This window comes from Anaerolineales bacterium (assembly GCA_015075625.1).
In the GTDB taxonomy this organism is placed as follows: Bacteria; Chloroflexota; Anaerolineae; order Aggregatilineales; family UBA2796; genus UBA2796.
Genome location: JABTTZ010000001.1, coordinates 1,636,232 through 1,653,000, shown reverse-complemented (window position 1 = coordinate 1,653,000; position 16,769 = coordinate 1,636,232). Strand labels below are relative to the sequence as shown.

The window sequence follows — 16,769 nt, the reverse complement described above, 5'->3', positions numbered from 1 at the left end:
TCTGTTGGAGAATGATAAGAAACATTATCAGAAGTGTTCATGGTGCGGAGGATTGCGGGGCGTCTTTTAAGCCCCGAAGGGGAGGCTGCTTTCAGCCCGCCGCTTTAGCGCCGGGCGCGGCAACCCCACCAAACTCTAGCCCCACCGCCCAAGCGTTGGGGATGTGTATAGGACAGCAGAGAAAAGGAAGAAACGCATGACTAGTCTTGTTTCGCCCGACCAGACCGCCGCCCACATCATGGGGGTGGAGAGCGATCACATCGTCCAAGTTTATGCCCGTCCGCCGTTCGTCCTTTCGCATGGGGCGGGGATGCGTGTGTGGGATACTGCCGGCAACGAATACCTTGATTTTATGGCGGGGATCGCCGTGAACGCCCTCGGTCATGCCGATCCGGGCATTGCCGAGGTGTTGGCGGCGCAAGCGCAAAAGTTGATCCACACCAGCAACCTCTACCACACGATTCCCGCTGTGCAGCTTGCCGAAAAGCTGACGGCGCACAGCTTTGCTGATCGCGTCTTTTTCACAAACTCTGGGACAGAGGCAAACGAGGGGGCGATCAAGTTTGCCCGTAAGTTCGCCCGCGCCAACGGTCACCATCACAAAGCCGGACTGGTCTGTTTTGATCATGCCTTTCACGGGCGGACGATGGGATCGCTTTCCCTGACCCCGAAAGCCGCCTATCAAGACCCCTTCAAGCCCCTTCTGCCCGGCGTCACTGTCGCCCCCTTCAACGAGATCAGCGCCCTAGAGACGGCGATCACCGAGGACACCTGCGCCGTGTTCCTTGAACCCGTGCAAGGCGAAGGCGGGATTCACCCCTTTTCGGCGGACTTTTTGCGGGCGGTGCGGGCGCGGTGCGATTCAGTGGGGGCGCTCCTCATTTTTGATGAGGTGCAGTGCGGCTTGGGGCGCACAGGCGACCTCTGGGCGCACACGGCGGGGGGCGTCATGCCCGATATGATGACGCTGGCAAAGCCGCTGGCGGGCGGGCTGCCCATCGGCGCAATCCTCGTCACCGAACGGGTGGGAGCGGCGCTCAAGCCCGGCGATCACGGCAGTACCTTTGCCGGCGGTCCATTGATCACGGCGGTAGCAAACTACGTTTTTGACCGGATCAACGCAGAATCCTTCCTGACCCATGTTCGGGAGACGGGAACTTACCTGAAAGAACGCTTGGAGGAGATCACCAGCCCACACATCACCGAGGTGCGCGGACGGGGCTTCATGCTGGGCGTGGAGTTCGATATTGCCGTTGCCGATCTTGTCAAAAAGGGGCAAGAAAAGGGGCTGCTCTTGGTGGGATCGGGGCAGAACGTCCTGCGAGTGATCCCGCCGCTGATCGCTGAAAAAGCCGATTGCGATACGTTTGTCGAACGCCTTTCGGACATCTTGGCAGCCCTGTAAGCGCTATAAGAGGCAGACATACCATCACCTTTTGGGCATCATGCTACACTTCCTAAGAGAGGTAGTGGCACGACATTGGTATCGACACTGAGCAAAAGGAACAGCCTCATGCCCGCGAATCTTGAACTTATCGAAGATGGACGTGTTGCCTACATCGTTTTCACCGATCCCTGGCATATGGACAACCTGTACACGAATGCCGAGATGGTGTTCAAGCATTTAAACACCTTGTCCCAAACATCGAAAAAGTGCCATTCACTGATTGATATGAGCAAAATGCGCCATATTCCACAGGGTATTTTGCGCATGCGTGCCTTACCCGGTTGGAAACATCCGAACAATGGGATCGCCATTGTGTTTGGCGCATCGATCATTGTCGATATCCTGTTGCAGGCAATGGCGCGGCTGCTGCCGAACCAACTGATCATCACCAAAACAGAGGCGGAGGCGCGGGCAAAGCTCAGCGCACTCTTGGCGGCGGAGGATGCCCTTCAAGCAAAGGCAGTCTCTGTCGATTTGCCGCCAGAGATAGACACACCGGTAAAATCATCGATGGATGCGTCAAGCGAACCACCCATACAACCACCCACAGAGGGGATTACCTAAACCTACTATGTCGAAACAACCACAACAGTACAAGAAAGTTGTTCTTTCTTACAGCGGCGGGCTGGACACTTCGGTGATCGTCCCCTGGCTGCGGGAGACGTTCAACTGCGAGGTCGTCTGTTTCACCGCCGATCTGGGACAGGGCGACGAACTAGACGGGCTGGAAGAAAAGGCAAAGAAAAGCGGCGCCAGCAAATTGATCATCCGCGATCTGCGCAAGGAATTCCTGACCGAGTTCGTTTTTCCGACGATGCGAGCAGGGGCAATTTACGAGCGCGATTATCTGCTTGGCACGTCCTTTGCCCGTCCGCTGATCGCCCGCCACTTGGTGGAGATTGCCGAAGAAGAAGGCGGCGATGCCGTTGCGCATGGCTGTACAGGCAAGGGCAATGATCAGGTGCGCTTTGAAGTCACTGTCATGGCGCTTAACCCGAAGTTGGGGATCATCGCCCCCTGGCGCGATGACCGCTGGTTCATTCGGAGTCGGGAGGACGCCGTAGAGTATGCCGAAGAACGGGGGATTCCTGTTTCGGCAACGCTGAAATCGATCTACAGTCGGGATCGGAACATGTTCCATATGAGCCACGAAGGGGGACCGCTGGAGAATCCCTGGAACAAACCGGAAGAATCGATGTTCACCCTTTCCAAAAGCCCGCAAGAGGCTCCCGACTTAACCGAAGCGGTGGAGATCAGTTTTAAAGAGGGCTATCCGGTGGCGCTCGATGGCGCTCCGATGGAGGCGCTTGATCTGTTCCTCGCCCTGAACGATCTCGGCGCGAAACACGGTATTGGACGGGTCGATATGGTCGAAAACCGTCTTGTCGGGATGAAATCACGCGGGGTCTACGAAACGCCCGGTGGGACGATCCTCTTTAAGGCGCATCAGGCGTTGGAGAGCATTTGCCTCGACAAAGCGACGCTCCACATGAAGCTGCAGATGGCGATCAAATATGCCGAACTCGTTTACAACGGGCAGTGGTACAGCACCCTGCGCGATGCGCTGGATGCCTTTGTCGATGTGACGCAGCAGCCCATGACGGGCGACGTGCGCCTTGATCTCTATAAGGGAAACGTGATCGTCACCGGACGGCGCAGCCCCAACAGCCTGTACCGTGAGGATTACGCCTCGTTCGGGCGGATGGACATTTACGATCAGAAGGATGCCGAAGGGTTCATCCACCTCTTTGGCTTGCCGAACAAGATCGACGCCCTGATCAACATTGATGGCGGCGGGCGCAGCCGTTACCGCGCCCCCGACTACACAAAGTTCAAGCGCGACTAGGTTCTGTTGACAGTGTGATTCCCATAGGGACGCCAGGCATTGCGCCCATCGCCACCCGTGAGCGCCCGCCGCTAAAGCAGCGGGCTGAAAGCAGCCACCCCTTCGGGGCTTGAAAGCAATTCCCCCGCGTCTGTCTTAAGCCCCAACGGGGTGATCATTCCTAGCGCGGGCGTTTTAACCCCGCGCCATTCGCCGCCTCCCCTCCAGACAACTGCCCGCCGCTAAAGCAGCGGGCTGAAAGCAGCCACCCCTTCGGGGCTTGAAGGCAATTCCCCCGCGTCCGTCTTAAGCCCCAACGGGGTGATTATTCTTAGCGCGGGCGTTTTAACCCCGCGCCATTCGCCGCCTCGTCTATGGTATGCGCCCGCCGCTAAAGCAGCGGGCTGAAAGCAGCCAAAGACCCCCGCGTCTGTCAGCGGGCTGTGTTTTAACCCCGCGCCATTCGCCACCTCGTCTATGGTATGCGCCCGCCGCTAAAGCAGCGGGCTGAGACTGACCACCCCTACGGGGCTTGAAGGCAATTCCCCCGCGTCCGTCTTAAGCCCCAACGGGGTGATTATTCTTAGCGCGGGCGTTTTAACCCCGCGCCATTCGCCGCCTCCCCTCCAGACAACCGCCCGCCGCTAAAGCAGCGGGCTGAAAGCAGCCACCCCTTCGGGGCTTGAAGGCAATTCCCCCGCGTCCGTCTTAAGCCCCAACGGGGTGATTATTCTTAGCGCGGGCGTTTTAACCCCGCGCCATTCGCCGCCTCGTCTATGGTATGCGCCCGCCGCTAAAGCAGCGGGCTGAAAGCAGCCACCCCTTCGGGGCTTGAAGGCAATTCCCCCGCGTCTGTCTTAAGCCCCAACGGGGTGATTATTCTTAGCGCGGGCGTTTTAACCCCGCGCCATTCGCCGCCTCCCCTCCAGACAACTGCCCGCCGCTAAAGCAGCGGGCTGAAAGCAGCCACCCCTTCGGGGCTTGAAAAGTGTACCCTTGCGGGGGAAGGGCGCATTCCCTTCGCTCTACATATAACGGGCTGCTCCCATCCCCACAAGGGCAATCAGACTCAACAGCAGACTGACCATCCCGTTGCGGCGGTAGCGCTCCACGAGGGCGGTCAGTTCGCTGAGGATGGTGGCGGAGATTGAGGGGTTTTCGTCCAAGACCCCGCCATTTAGCGCTTGGGTCAGTTTTGTCGTTAGAGACCGCATGGCGCTTGCCCCATGCCCAAAGGCAAGTAAGCCCGCCAACGTGCCAACCCCCAAAACCATATTCCCCGTCGTGGTAAAGCGGCTTGGCGAACCGGTCGCGTAGAGGATGATTCCAGCGAGGGTGGTCAGGCTGGCTGCGATGGGGAAAATGATTGAAATGCGCGATTTATTCATGAAGGCTTTCATATAGCGCATTCCCTCCTCACCCTTCACCGGCGGGACGATCATCATGGCAAGGGCGAAGGCAACGCCCACCCAGATCACCGCCGAGACAATATGAATCAGGCGGAGTGTGGCAATCAAAAGCATTTCAGTGGTCATTAAAATCCCCTTTGGTTTCTCTGCTGGCAAGTTTGGCACGTCGTTCACCTCAAACGACGATCCGCCGTCGATGATACATCAAAACACTATATCTTTCTTGAGCCGTTCTCCGGTGTGTGTTAGGATCACCCCGTTCCTTAGTGGTAAATTATGAACCTATGGGTTTTCGTCGCGTCCTGATCGTCCTCACCCTTTTGGCGCTGCTCAGCGCGGGCATGATTCGCCCAAGCCTTGCCCAACCACAGGTAGATTGCGGGGTGGTAAACGCCATCGACTACCCGCTGGATGGAATCAGCATTGAGCATGACGATTTTGGCTTTTTTCGGGCGGGCTTTGGCGGCTACCATGCTGGCATCGATATGGCATTCGGGCGCTATGGCGAGCCGGTGCGGGCGACGGCGCGGGGGCGCGTCACCTTCAGCGATACAGCGGGGTGGGCAGACGAAAAAGGGGTGGTCATTCTCGAACACCTTTTCCCCGATGGCAGCACCTATTTCACCCTCTATGGGCATATGGAAGAAGTGAACGCTTACACCTTTCCCAAAGTGGGGCAGTGTGTCTCGTTGGGCGATATCATCGGCGCGGTGGGCAACCCCAAAGCGAGCGCCATTCACCTTCACTATGAGATTCGGCAGATGCGGGCGAGCGCGGGCGGTCCCGGCTACGCCTTTGGCGATCCGCTCTCGGAGGGCTGGTTTCACCCCATTGAGTTCACCGAACAATGGCGGCTGCGCCTGACACCCGCCTTTCGGAATGTGATCACCAGCACCGGAACTCTTTTGGGGATGCCCCTCGTCTTGCCCGATGGGAACGTCGTCTTTGCCGGCACACACCAGATCGAAATGATGGATCCGGGCAATCGTTCGTTGTGGCGGCTGAGTGTGAACGGCTTGTTGGGGGTCGTCTCCCTTCCCGATGGGCGTCTGTTGGGGCGGACGAGGGAGAATCAAGTCCTGCTCTTTCAGGGAGGGCGCTTTGTCGCCTCGTGGCTGCCAGATCGCCCTTTGCGCTCCCCGCCCTTTTTACTTGGGGGGGGCGTCGCCTTCCTCAGCGACGATCACCGCCTTATCAGCTACACCGCCGAGGGCGGCTTGAACTGGATGACGGACCCGCTCAGCGCCTATTTGGAACATGTCGTTGTCAGCGGCGATCTGGTTGCCATTAGCGGGCAGCGGGGAGGTGTGGATCGCCTGTGGGTGATCGACCCGACGGGGCATTTTCGCTATGAGGGCGGCGCTCCCGCCCCGATCATTCCCATCGCCACGCCCTACGGGTTTCTGCTCTTGGTCGGCACACAGGCGAGTCTGCTTGTGCCGGATGGGACGATCATCGGGCTGATGGACATTGGGCAGCCCTTTGGGCGTTCGGCGGCGGCGGCGCTGGATGCGGGAGGGAATCTGTACGTGTACCCTGGACAGGGCGCGTACCTAAACGCCTATGCCGCCGATGGTTCGCTGCGCTGGACGGCACGCTTAGCAGGCTTGCCCCGTGAAGCCCCGCTGCTTGGTATTGGGGCGGGCTGCGTTCTGTACGCTCTTACCGATTCCGGCTCGCTGATGGCGTTCAATGCCGAAGATGGCAGCCTGCGGGGAGTGACGACCCTTTACGCGGGCGGCGCGGCGCAAGTGCCAGCGGCGCGTCTACTGGAGGTGCTGCCCGGCGATATGGTGCGCTTTTCGGCGGGCTACCTCTCGATTGCCACCGTCGATGGTTTTCAACTCGCCGGTGTAGAGTCCTGCGGGTGAGGGAGGGGTAATTGATCTCAGTCCGCTGCTTTCGCGGCGGGATCACTGGGGTTACACGGTCAGCAGAACCTACAGTATTTTTCAAGGAGATTGACCCCTTAATGGTTGCCAGCCCCACGTATCACGATATAATTACCAATGGGTCAGGCAGTGGTGATCATGGGGTAAACGAACGACGCCCGCCCTTCTTGTAAGAAGGCTGGTTGCAGACCAACCAGTGAGGGTACTGCAATAGACAAAATCTCCTCCAAACACTGCACAGCGAGTAACCTGTTTTTTCAATATCAAGAAAGATACGAACAACCCATGACCCAGTTGATTGACAACGCCACGCTGATCACCCCTAGCGGGACGCTCACAAAAGGATGGCTGCTGCTCGATAAGGGGCGTATTGCCGTTATCGGCGAACACCACCCGCCCCCCGCTGATGACTACCTGAACGGGCGGGGCGATGAAGGGTGGGTCGTCTTGCCCGGTTACATCGATATCCACGTCCATGGCAGCATCGGTTGTGATACGATGAACGGCACGCCCGAAGCGTTGGCGGCGCTCTCCACCTTCTTTGCCTCAAAGGGGGTCACGGGATGGCTGGCAACAACGGTGACGAACTCCGACGCGGCAACGCACCGCGCCCTTGAGAATGTCGCCGCACACATGGGCAAACGGATGCCCGGTGCGGCGGTTTTGGGGGCGCACCTTGAGGGACCCTATATCAACATGAAGGCAAAGGGGGCGCAAAATGGGGCGTTTGTCCGCCCCGCCGACCCCGCCGAATATGAGCGCTGGCTGGCGACGGGGGCGATCCGCCTCACGACGGTTGCCCCCGAAATTGAGGCGAATCGGGCGTTCATCCGCGCCTGTCTCGAACGCGGGATCGTTGTCTCTATCGGGCATACCCAAGCGACCTATGAGGAAGCCCTTGCCGCCTTCGATATGGGGATTAGCCACGCCACACACACGTTTAACGCCATGACCCCACTCCACCACCGCAAACCGGGCGTCGTTGGCGCGGTCTTGACCGACCCACGCATCACCTGCGAGATTATCCCCGATCTGTTCCATGTTCACGGCGCAATGGTGAGCCTTGTCGCGGCGGCAAAGGGGAGCGATCAGGTTGCCCTGATCACAGACGCCATTGCCGGCGCGGGGATGTCCGATGGCATTTACGACCTCGGCGGGCAGGCGGTGACGGTGCGCAACGGCGAGGCGACCCTTGCCGATGGCACATTGGCGGGGAGCATCGTCACGATGGATCAGGCGGTGCGCAATGCGCGGGCGGTGACGGGGTTGGATTGGACGACGATCAGCCGCATGGCAAGCGCGACGCCCGCCCGCCAAGCGGGGTACGGGGGGCAAAAGGGCATGATCCGCGTTGACTATGACGCCGATCTGATCCTTCTCGATTCGCACGGGGAGATACAAATCACCATCGTTGGGGGGAACGTCGTCTATCAGCGGAAGTCCTAAGTACAAACACAGTGAAAAGGCGGGATAACGCATGATCGCCCGCCGCTAAAGCAGCGGGCTGAAAACAGCCACCCCTTCGGGGCTTGAAGGCAAATGCGGCACGGTGTATTCCGTTTTAAACCCCAACGGGGTGATTATTCCTAGCGCGGGTGTTTTAACCCCGCGCCCTCCCCGCGTCCCGTCCAGCCATGATCGCCCGCCGCTAAAGCAGCGGGCTGAGGCTGACCACCCCTTCGGGGCTTGAAGGCAAATGCTACACGGTGTATTCCGTTTTAAGCCCCAACGGGGTGATTATGCCTAGCGCGGGTGTTTTAACCCCGCGCCCTTCCCGCGTCCCGTCCAGCCATGATCTTCAGCCTTCGTCGCTCTCTGGTGCGGGCGGGAGCTTCGCCTTCGCCGCCTTATCGAATTCCCGCCGCGTGAGCATGACCCGCCGCCCACAGCCAGCGCACTTGATCCCCACATCCGCCCCCACCCGATAGATCGTCCAGCGATCTGAGCCGCAGGGATGTACCTTCCGCATTTGGATCGTATCCCCAATCTGAATTTGAAGGGGTGTTTTCGTTGGCATATATCCCCATTCCTTGCGGTACTATAGTGGAATCATACCATGTGCCGAACAATCAACACCGTTTAGGAGTTACCAGTTATGCCCACATTTGCAGAGCGCGTCGCTATTGTCACTGGCGGAAGTCGTGGCATTGGACGGGGCATTGCCCTTGAACTGGCAAAAGCAGGGGTGAGCGTCATTGTCAATTACCACAGCAGCGCCAGCGCCGCCGAGGAGGTCGTGGCGGCGATCACGGCGGCGGGGGGGAAGGCGGCTGCCGTCAAAGCCGATGTGAGCAACCTTGCCGAGGCAGACACTCTGATCAAAGCGGCGGTAGATACCTATGGTAAGCTCGACATTTTGATCAACAACGCCGGCGTCACGCGGGATAACCTGATCATGCTCATGAAAGAGGAGGATTGGGATACCGTCTTGACGACGAACCTGAAAAGCGCGTGGAACTGCGCCCGCGCCGCCTCGAAGGTGATGATGCGCAAGCGCTACGGGCGAATTGTGAATATCACCAGCGTTGTCGGGCTGACGGGGCAAGCCGGACAGAGCAACTATGCCGCCAGCAAAGCCGGCTTGATTGGCTTGACGAAATCGTTGGCGCGGGAGCTTGCCGCCCGCAATATCACCGTGAACGCCGTTGCGCCGGGATTCATCACCACCGATATGACCAGCACCCTTGCGGCAGAGATGAAAGCGGAACTAGACAAACGGATTCTTTTGGGACGCTATGGATCGCCGGAAGATATTGCCTATGCGGTGGCGTTCCTTGCCGCAGATGAGGCAAGCTACATCACTGGACAAATTCTCACCGTCGATGGCGGACTGGTCATGGGTTGAGCCGTCTGTGAGCTAGGGTATGTTGATAGTAGGGGCGCAATGCATTGCGCCCATCCCCCTGCGTGAGCGCCCGCCGCTAAAGCAGCGGGCTGAAAGCAGCCACCCCTTCGGGGCTTGAAGGCAAGGCATTGTGTATTCAAGCCCCAACGGGGTGATCATTCCTAGCGCGAGGGCTTTAGCCCCGCGCTGCGCCGCCTCACCTATGGTATGCGCCCGCCGCTAAAGCAGCGGGCTGAAAGCAGCCGTCCCATAAACAACGAGAGGGACTCTCACCCCCTTTCCCCGCTTGCAAGGAAAGGGGTGGGAGGGGATAGGGGTTCTTTCCGTTAGGGGTCATAGGAGTCATGTGGCAAGAGGCGCTCCCTTGCGCCACAATTGACAGACGTTTTATTGGTCTGTTTAGGGGGACACCGCCGTGACTGATTCTGCTGTCTCGCTCGATCAATTGTCGATCAACACCATTCGGACACTCAGCATAGACGCTGTGCAAAAGGCAAATTCTGGGCATCCGGGGCTGCCGCTTGGCGCAGCGCCTATGGCGTATACCCTCTGGCAGCGTTACCTTCGCCATAATCCCCGTAACCCGCATTGGATCAACCGAGATCGGTTTGTCCTCTCCGCCGGACATGGGTCGATGCTCCTCTACAGCTTGCTCCATCTGACGGGCTACGAGGTGACGCTCGATCAGATCAAACAGTTTCGCCAGTGGGGGGGCATCACCCCCGGACACCCCGAAAGCCACCTGACACCGGGCGTAGAGACAACGACGGGTCCGCTTGGGCAAGGCTTTGGGAACGCCGTAGGAATGGCGATTGCCGAGGCATTCCTTGCTGCCACCTTCAACCGCCCCGATTTCCCGCTGATCGATCACTTCACCTATGTGATTGCCAGTGATGGCGATCTGATGGAAGGCATTGCGTCGGAGGCGGCGTCGCTTGCCGGACACCTCAAACTGGGCAAGCTGATCGTCCTCTATGACGACAACCAGATCATGCTCTCCGCGCCCACCGCCGCTGCCTTCAGTGAGGATGTTCTCAAGCGCTTTGACGCTTATGGCTGGCAAACCATCCAAATTGAAGATGGCAACGACATTGAGGCGATTGCCCACGCTATTGAGACGGCGACGACGAATGAATCCCGCCCAACGTTGATCGCCGTGCGGACGATTATCGGCTTTGGCAGCCCCAATAAGGCAGGGACATTCAAAGCACACGGGGAACCATTGGGCGCAGAGGAAGTGAAACTGACAAAGCGCGTTTTGGGCTGGGACCCGGCGGCAGAATTTCTGATTCCCGGTCAGGTCTTGGAGCATATGCGCAGCGCGATTGACCAAGGGGCGCGGCACGAACAAGAATGGAACAGCCTGTTTGCCGCCTATGCACAGCAGTACCCCGAAATGGCGGCACTCTGGGAGGATGCCTTTGCCGGACGCCTGCCAGAGGGGTGGGATAGCAGCCTGCCAACTTACCCCATCGGGACGAAACCGATGGCAACCCGTGACGCCAACGGGGATGCGCTCAACGCGATTGCCAAACGTGTCCCCACCTTCATTGGTGGTGATGCTGATCTCTCCAGTTCGACCAAAACGCAGATCAAGGAATCGCGTCTGTTTTCGGGCGTGGATCGGGCAGCGCGCAACCTGCAATATGGAATTCGGGAACACGCCATGGGATCGATCACCAATGGGTTGATCCTGCATGGTGGAATCATCAAGCCCTACACGGCAACCTTCATGACTTTTTCCGATTACATGCGTCCGGCAATCCGCCTCGCCGCGCTGATGGAAATCGCGCCGATTTTCATCTTCACCCACGACAGCATCGGCGTTGGGGAAGATGGACCGACACATCAGCCGGTGGAACACCTTGCCGCGCTGCGGGCAATCCCCCACCTGACGGTGATCCGTCCGGGCGATGCCAATGAAAGTGTTGGCGCATGGCGGGCGGCAATGACGCTGAAAACGCCGACTGTCCTCGTTTTTAGCCGCCAGAAACTCCCCGTCTATGCGCCGGAAGGCGTCCTAGAGGCGGTGGCGCGTGGCGCATACATCAAGGCGGATGCTCCCAATGGGCTGCCAGAGGTGCTGCTCTTGGCAACAGGGTCAGAGCTTTCCCTCGCTATGGAGGCAGCCGAAACCTTGAGCGCGGCAGGGATTGCGGCGCGGGTGGTCAGTATGCCCAGTTGGGAACTGTTCGATCAGCAAGATCAGGCGTACCGTGATGCCGTTCTCCCGCCAAGCGTCAGCGCCCGCGTCGCGGTGGAGGCGGGTGTTCCTATGGGATGGCACAAATACATTGGCGAGCGAGGGCGGATTGTGGCGCTGAATCGCTTTGGCGCGTCTGCCCCGCAAGAAGTAATCTACAAGGAATTGGGCATTACCAGCGAGGCGGTGGTGCGGGCGGCACGGGAACTCATTGGGCGGTGAGGGGGCGTGTGGCACATCAGCCGCACCGATTGTGCGCGTTGGCAGCCCCGCGCTAAAGCACGGGGCTGAGATCAGGGGGAGACGCTTACCGCGCTTTCCGCACACGTCTTTTCGTCCTGTACTTCCGCTTGCACGCCGTTCCCTAGGGGCGACCCGCTGTGGTCGCCCACTCCCTTTATTCCCATTTGCCCCACCCTCCTAAGAATATGGTGACAAATGATACTTCCCTTCCCTCCCTAGGTGATGTATCCCTAAAGATGGGAGATGGTGAAGGAGTAAAACGATCATGCTACCTATTCTTATTGCTTATGCCAGCAAATATGGGGGGACAGCAGGGATTGCCGAACGGATTGGGACGATGCTCCATGCCGATGGCTTCCCTGTGGAAGTGCGTCGTGCCGAGGAGATCGAGGATGTGGCGCCCTACAGCGCCGTCATTATCGGGAGCGGCGTCTATGCCGGACAGTGGTTAAAGCCAGTGACCCATCTTTTGGAACAACACAGCCTGATTCTTAGCCAAAAACCGGTGTGGTTGTTCTCCAGCGGACCGACGGGCGAGGGCGATGCCTCTACACTGATGAAGGGCTATCGCTACCCAGACACTATGCGGCAAACGATTGAAGCCATTCAGCCCCGCGCCATTGCCTTTTTCCATGGCGTTCTCAATCTGGAGAAACTGAATTTCGCAGAGCGTTTGATCATCCGCACGGTGCGTGCGCCGGTTGGTGATTTTCGGGATTGGGCGTCGATCAATGCTTGGGCGCAAGGGATTGCGGACGCGCTGCGGGAGAAACTGCCCGTCTAGCCAGCGCACCCTCCACACCTATGTAAGGACGCCCCCCAACCGCCCGCCGCTAAAGCAGCGGGCTAAGGCTGACCACCCCTACGGGGCTTGAAGGCAATTCCCCCGCGTCCGTCTTAAGCTCCAACGGGGTGGTTATTCTTAGCGCGGGCGTTTTAACCCCGCGCTATGTGTTTCCCCGCGCCATTCGCCGCATCCCCTCCAGACAACCGCCCGCCGCCATATACCCCCACAAATTGGGCGCTGATTTTCCGCCCCGATTACCCCTAAACAAGGGTACAATGAACAAGGATCAGGGAGAAACTCGCTCATGGCAGCCGAAGAAACCATCTTAAACGGACGTTATCAACTCGTCGCCCAACAGGGATCGGGCGGGATGGCGGTTGTCTATAAGGCAACCGATCTCGCCCTCAGCCGTTCAGTGGCGATCAAAATCCTACGCCCTAGCCTGACCAGCGACCCCCAATTCCTTGTTCGCTTTCGGCAAGAAGCGCGGAATGTTGCCAACCTTGCCCACCCCAACATCGTCACCTTGCACGATGTCGGACAAGACGGCAACACCTATTACATGGTCATGGAATTCATCGATGGGCAAGACCTGAAAAAGATCGTCCGCTCCGCCGCGCCGCTCTCTGTTGAGCGCGTGATGAACCTCACCGTGCAAATTTGCGCCGGTTTGGGCTACGCCCACCGCTCTGAACTTGTTCACGCCGATGTGAAGCCGCAAAACATTCTGATGACCAGCGGCGACATGGTGAAGATCACCGATTTTGGCATTGCCCAAGCGATCTCCCAGACACAGGCAGGGGAGCGCCAACGGACGAATGTCGTTTGGGGGAGTCCCCATTACTTTGCTCCCGAACAGGCACGCGGTGAGCCGCCAACGCCCGCCTCCGATGTCTATGCCATTGGCGTCGTTATGTTCGAGATGCTCACCGGAAAGCTCCCCTACAGCGGCAATTCTGGCGAGGAACTCGCCCTTGCCCATGTGAAGGAACAGATTCCCCATGTGCGCGATGTGAATCCGAGTATCCCGCAGCGCTTGGATTGGCTTGTTCACAAGGTGATGTCCAAAGAGCCAGAACAGCGCTACCGCAACGCCGACCAATTGGGGCGCATCTTGGCGCAGATTGTCACCGAAGGGATGGGATCATCGGCAACGCCCCCCAAACCGCCAACACAGGCAGCCCCCAAACCTGTTGGCACACGCGCTGCGCCAAACGTGATCATGCCCGATAAGAGCAGCCCGCAGCCGCCGCCCGACCCAAGCAGCGGGGCGGCGAAACCTGTCTTTTTGCCGCCTGTCGCGCCCATTCAATCGACGCCGCAGCCCTACGCCCAACCTTACCAGCCCGGCGGGGCGCCGGGCACGCCGCAAGCGCCAACGATCAGTCAGGGGGGGAGCTATACCCCGCCCGACCCCTCGCGTCCGGTGAGCGGTGGCTTTGGCAGTCTGGGCAACCAGACTTTTCAGCCGCCGCCCGCCTATACCCCGCCGCCGCAAGGGGTGATGCCCATTCCCACCTACACACCGAATCCGGGACAAAACCAGCCCGTCAGCGGGACGAGCGGCACGCGCAGCGATCTCTTGCAGAGCTATAGCCAAAGTTACAGCTACCAATACATCCCCCCGCCCGCACGGTTGGAGATGGCGACGCTGCTTCTGGCGGGTCTAGCCGCCATTGCCGTCATTGGCTTGATCGTCCTCTGGTTGTTCGTCTGGAGTGCGTGGTCGTCTTAGGGAAAACAACCCTACCGAGAGCAGGCGAGCGAAAACCGATCCGTTCGCCTGTTCCTGTCGTTTGTGTTGGACTTCTTCAAGGGTTGATTCGCTGCGAATTGGCACGCCATATGCCTTTGTGACGGCGACCATCTGTGACCCATAAATCCCCCGATGCCCGACGGTCAGGTAGCTGATCAGCGTCCCCAGAAAGAGGTAAAGAATCGCCCCGCCGCCGAAAAGCTCCACCCCCATGATCGCCGTGGCAAGCGGGGTATTGCTGGCAGCCGCAAACACCGCCACAAAGCCCACCGCCGCTAAGAGGGTCGGCTCAATGCCGAGTGGCTTCCCAAGCACAGAGCCAAGCGTTGCCCCCATGAAAAAGAGCGGCGTCACCTCCCCACCGACAAAGCCCATCCCCAAGCAGATGCCAGTGAAGATCATCTTCCAAAAGAAGGCGAGGGTCGGGACTCCTGTACCGTTTAAGGCAGCGGCGATGAGTGGCGAGCCTAGCCCCAAGTAATCGTTCGTGCCGAGGATGCCCGTCAGGGCAAGGATCACGACCCCGCCCAGAAAGGGGCGCAGCGGTGGATAGGCGATCCGTTTGGCAAGGTGTTTCACGGCGTGGGTGAATTCGATGAAGGCAAGCGCCATAACCCCAAAGGCGATTGCCGCAAGGCTGATCTTCACACCTAAAATGGGGTCTACGGAGAGGTCAGGCAGATGGGAGATATGCGCGTCATGAATCCCTAGCCTGCGGACGATCCAATCGCCGGCGAAGGCGGCGGCGAAGCACGGCACAAGCCCATCGTAGCGAATCCGCCCGGCGGACTGCACCTCCATCCCAAACAAAAACGCGGCGATGGGCGTCCCAAAGACCGCCCCAAAGCCGCCGCTGATGCCCGCCATGATCATCAAGCGCCGATCTCGATGGCGAAGGCGAAGGACGCGCCGGAGCGTATCCGCCAGACTTGCGCCCATCTGCACCGCCGAACCTTCCCGCCCAATGGACGCCCCAAACAGATGCCCAACGACAGAGCCAACCAAGACCAACGGCGTCATGCGGAGCGGGATGCGGGCGCGGGTGGCGCGGGCTTCCTCAATGACAAGGTTGCTCCCCCGCCCGGCAGCGCCCCCCAAACGATGATAGACCCACCCAACGGCAAAACCAGCCAAGGGCAGCAGCACTAAGAGCGTGGGATTGGCTAGGCGCGTCGCCGTCGCCCACTCCAACCCGACAAGAAAGACTGCCGAAGCAACTCCGGCAAAAAGACCGACCAACACCCCCAACAGTATCCATTTGAGACTGACCAAGACGATGATTCGATATTCGGCGAAGGTGGCAGAAGGCTGCATAGAGAGGCACTCCCCAATAGGAAAACCAGAGTGTAACGCAGAGGCGGGGCGAGGAAGAACCCCTATCCCCCCGCCCCTTTCCCCGTCCACAGGGAAGGGGGGCAAACCAGATGCGCGGCGGTTGGTTTCCAAGCCCCATAGGGGTGGTTAATCCTAGCCCGCTGCTTTAGCGGCGGGCGGTTGTCTGGAGGGGAGACGGGGAATGGCGCGGGGTTAAAACGCCCGCGCTAGGACTAACCGCCCCGTTGGGGCTTAAAAAGGATGCGTCATGCACCGTGTTGCCTCTCAAGCCCCGTGGGAGTGGTCAATCGCAGCCCGATGGGTTAGGGATGGGCGTCACGCACGGTGATGGGCGCAAGGCATTGCGCCCCTACGAGGGTGTGGGGGAGGGCAGAAACGAAAAAGAGCGCCCATCTGAGCGCTCCTCCTGTGCGTAACCGGAAAGATGTTGGGCTAAATTCCGATGGCGCGGAACACCTCTGCCGCTTCCGGCGGTGTCCCATACTTGGTCAGACTCTTGTCCGTCTTGTCCGGGCAAGTCGGAGGGGTGTTCCCCTTGACCGTGTAGAAGGCGATCTGCTGGTTCGTCTTGGCGTCAAAGATGCCGATCTCCAGATTCCGCGCATATTGACGGCACTTGTACTTACCCGTTGCCCCATATTCCAACACGTTATGGAGCGCATCGACCTTCTTCACGCAAGCCACATGCGTCACATCGTCCTTGCTGGTAGCGGCAGAGGCTGTGGACAACTTCGGTTGGTAAGAGCCTTCCACCGTTGCTGAGTTTGCGTCAATGAAAACGAGTTTGGCGTTTTCTGGCAGACGCCCGCTCACCGTTGCCGTCATGTCCCCTTTGCAGAGATTGATCACGGCTTCCCCAAATTTGGCGACAGCCGCATCCTGATCCGCCTTGAGCATCAGCGCACCAACGCCCAAAAGCGCAGCGCCACCCACCACCACCACCACAATAAGGACAATCCGAAGACGCGAGTTCATGTGTTTATCTCCCTTGAATGTGCAGAACCGAAACGATGTCCACATGGTAACG

General features: G+C 59.1%; 14 protein-coding genes. 9 read left to right on the top strand and 5 right to left on the bottom strand.

The window, feature by feature from the left end:
* The first annotated feature begins 196 nt into the window (after positions 1–196).
* From HS103_06895 to HS103_06885, 3 genes are all read left to right on the top strand, one after another.
* Positions 197–1,405: an aspartate aminotransferase family protein gene (locus HS103_06895; GenBank protein ID MBE7512524.1), complete on the top strand. Its 1,209-nt coding sequence runs from the start codon at positions 197–199 to the stop codon at positions 1,403–1,405.
* A 108-nt stretch (positions 1,406–1,513) separates the two neighbouring features.
* Positions 1,514–2,011 (top strand): hypothetical protein, encoded by a 498-nt coding sequence (locus HS103_06890; protein ID MBE7512523.1) that lies wholly within the window; start codon positions 1,514–1,516, stop codon positions 2,009–2,011.
* A gap of 7 nt (positions 2,012–2,018) precedes the next feature.
* The gene (locus HS103_06885; GenBank protein MBE7512522.1) at positions 2,019–3,293 is read left to right on the top strand and encodes an argininosuccinate synthase; all 1,275 of its coding nucleotides are present in this window, start codon (positions 2,019–2,021) and stop codon (positions 3,291–3,293) included.
* 221 nt (positions 3,294–3,514) lie between these two features.
* On the opposite strand, the gene HS103_06880 is transcribed toward HS103_06885, so the two are convergent.
* Complete coding sequence (locus HS103_06880; protein ID MBE7512521.1) at positions 3,515–3,742, bottom strand: hypothetical protein; 228 nt, start codon at positions 3,740–3,742, stop codon at positions 3,515–3,517.
* A 555-nt stretch (positions 3,743–4,297) separates the two neighbouring features.
* Positions 4,298–4,807, bottom strand: coding sequence for a hypothetical protein (locus tag HS103_06875; GenBank protein ID MBE7512520.1), 510 nt, complete (start codon positions 4,805–4,807; stop codon positions 4,298–4,300).
* A 158-nt stretch (positions 4,808–4,965) separates the two neighbouring features.
* Between HS103_06875 and HS103_06870 the strand changes: the two genes are divergently transcribed.
* The gene (locus HS103_06870) at positions 4,966–6,552 is read left to right on the top strand and encodes a peptidoglycan DD-metalloendopeptidase family protein (protein MBE7512519.1); all 1,587 of its coding nucleotides are present in this window, start codon (positions 4,966–4,968) and stop codon (positions 6,550–6,552) included.
* Between the two features lie 306 nt (positions 6,553–6,858).
* Positions 6,859–8,019: an N-acetylglucosamine-6-phosphate deacetylase gene (nagA, locus tag HS103_06865; protein ID MBE7512518.1), complete on the top strand. Its 1,161-nt coding sequence runs from the start codon at positions 6,859–6,861 to the stop codon at positions 8,017–8,019.
* Positions 8,020–8,371: 352 nt separating this feature from the next.
* Here the strand turns inward: nagA and HS103_06860 are convergent, their stop codons facing one another.
* Positions 8,372–8,590, bottom strand: a complete 219-nt coding sequence (locus tag HS103_06860; GenBank protein ID MBE7512517.1) for a DUF951 domain-containing protein — start codon at positions 8,588–8,590, stop codon at positions 8,372–8,374.
* Positions 8,591–8,668: 78 nt separating this feature from the next.
* Here HS103_06860 and fabG point away from each other — a divergent pair, with 78 nt between their 5' ends.
* The 4 genes from fabG to HS103_06840 all read left to right on the top strand — a co-directional run bounded on the left by fabG (position 8,669) and on the right by HS103_06840 (position 14,386).
* Positions 8,669–9,418 carry a 3-oxoacyl-[acyl-carrier-protein] reductase gene (fabG, locus tag HS103_06855; GenBank protein ID MBE7512516.1) on the top strand — a complete coding sequence of 250 codons (750 nt, stop codon included), beginning with the start codon at positions 8,669–8,671 and terminating at the stop codon, positions 9,416–9,418.
* A 415-nt stretch (positions 9,419–9,833) separates the two neighbouring features.
* On the top strand, positions 9,834–11,843 hold the full coding sequence (gene tkt, locus HS103_06850) for a transketolase (GenBank protein ID MBE7512515.1): 2,010 nt from the start codon (positions 9,834–9,836) through the stop codon (positions 11,841–11,843).
* Positions 11,844–12,129: 286 nt separating this feature from the next.
* Complete coding sequence (locus HS103_06845; GenBank protein ID MBE7512514.1) at positions 12,130–12,648, top strand: flavodoxin; 519 nt, start codon at positions 12,130–12,132, stop codon at positions 12,646–12,648.
* A 307-nt stretch (positions 12,649–12,955) separates the two neighbouring features.
* On the top strand, positions 12,956–14,386 hold the full coding sequence (locus HS103_06840; protein ID MBE7512513.1) for a protein kinase: 1,431 nt from the start codon (positions 12,956–12,958) through the stop codon (positions 14,384–14,386).
* Here HS103_06840 and HS103_06835 read toward each other — a convergent pair.
* Both HS103_06835 and HS103_06830 read right to left on the bottom strand, forming a co-directional pair.
* Complete coding sequence (locus HS103_06835; GenBank protein MBE7512512.1) at positions 14,318–15,721, bottom strand: chloride channel protein; 1,404 nt, start codon at positions 15,719–15,721, stop codon at positions 14,318–14,320. The genes HS103_06840 and HS103_06835 overlap by 69 nt on opposite strands.
* A gap of 453 nt (positions 15,722–16,174) precedes the next feature.
* Positions 16,175–16,717, bottom strand: a complete 543-nt coding sequence (locus HS103_06830; protein MBE7512511.1) for a hypothetical protein — start codon at positions 16,715–16,717, stop codon at positions 16,175–16,177.
* Between the last annotated feature and the right edge of the window lie 52 nt (positions 16,718–16,769).

Excerpts from the sequence above, each read along its gene's own strand:
- HS103_06895 (MBE7512524.1), top strand. The coding sequence starts at position 197 with ATGACTAGTCTTGTTTCGCCCGACCAGACCGCCGCCCACATCATGGGG.
- HS103_06890 (MBE7512523.1), top strand. The coding sequence starts at position 1,514 with ATGCCCGCGAATCTTGAACTTATCGAAGATGGACGTGTTGCCTACATC.
- HS103_06885 (MBE7512522.1), top strand. The coding sequence starts at position 2,019 with ATGTCGAAACAACCACAACAGTACAAGAAAGTTGTTCTTTCTTACAGC.
- HS103_06875 (MBE7512520.1), bottom strand. The coding sequence starts at position 4,807 with ATGACCACTGAAATGCTTTTGATTGCCACACTCCGCCTGATTCATATT.
- HS103_06870 (MBE7512519.1), top strand. The coding sequence starts at position 4,966 with ATGGGTTTTCGTCGCGTCCTGATCGTCCTCACCCTTTTGGCGCTGCTC.
- nagA (MBE7512518.1), top strand. The coding sequence starts at position 6,859 with ATGACCCAGTTGATTGACAACGCCACGCTGATCACCCCTAGCGGGACG.
- HS103_06860 (MBE7512517.1), bottom strand. The coding sequence starts at position 8,590 with ATGCCAACGAAAACACCCCTTCAAATTCAGATTGGGGATACGATCCAA.
- fabG (MBE7512516.1), top strand. The coding sequence starts at position 8,669 with ATGCCCACATTTGCAGAGCGCGTCGCTATTGTCACTGGCGGAAGTCGT.
- HS103_06845 (MBE7512514.1), top strand. The coding sequence starts at position 12,130 with ATGCTACCTATTCTTATTGCTTATGCCAGCAAATATGGGGGGACAGCA.
- HS103_06840 (MBE7512513.1), top strand. The coding sequence starts at position 12,956 with ATGGCAGCCGAAGAAACCATCTTAAACGGACGTTATCAACTCGTCGCC.
- HS103_06835 (MBE7512512.1), bottom strand. The coding sequence starts at position 15,721 with ATGCAGCCTTCTGCCACCTTCGCCGAATATCGAATCATCGTCTTGGTC.
- HS103_06830 (MBE7512511.1), bottom strand. The coding sequence starts at position 16,717 with ATGAACTCGCGTCTTCGGATTGTCCTTATTGTGGTGGTGGTGGTGGGT.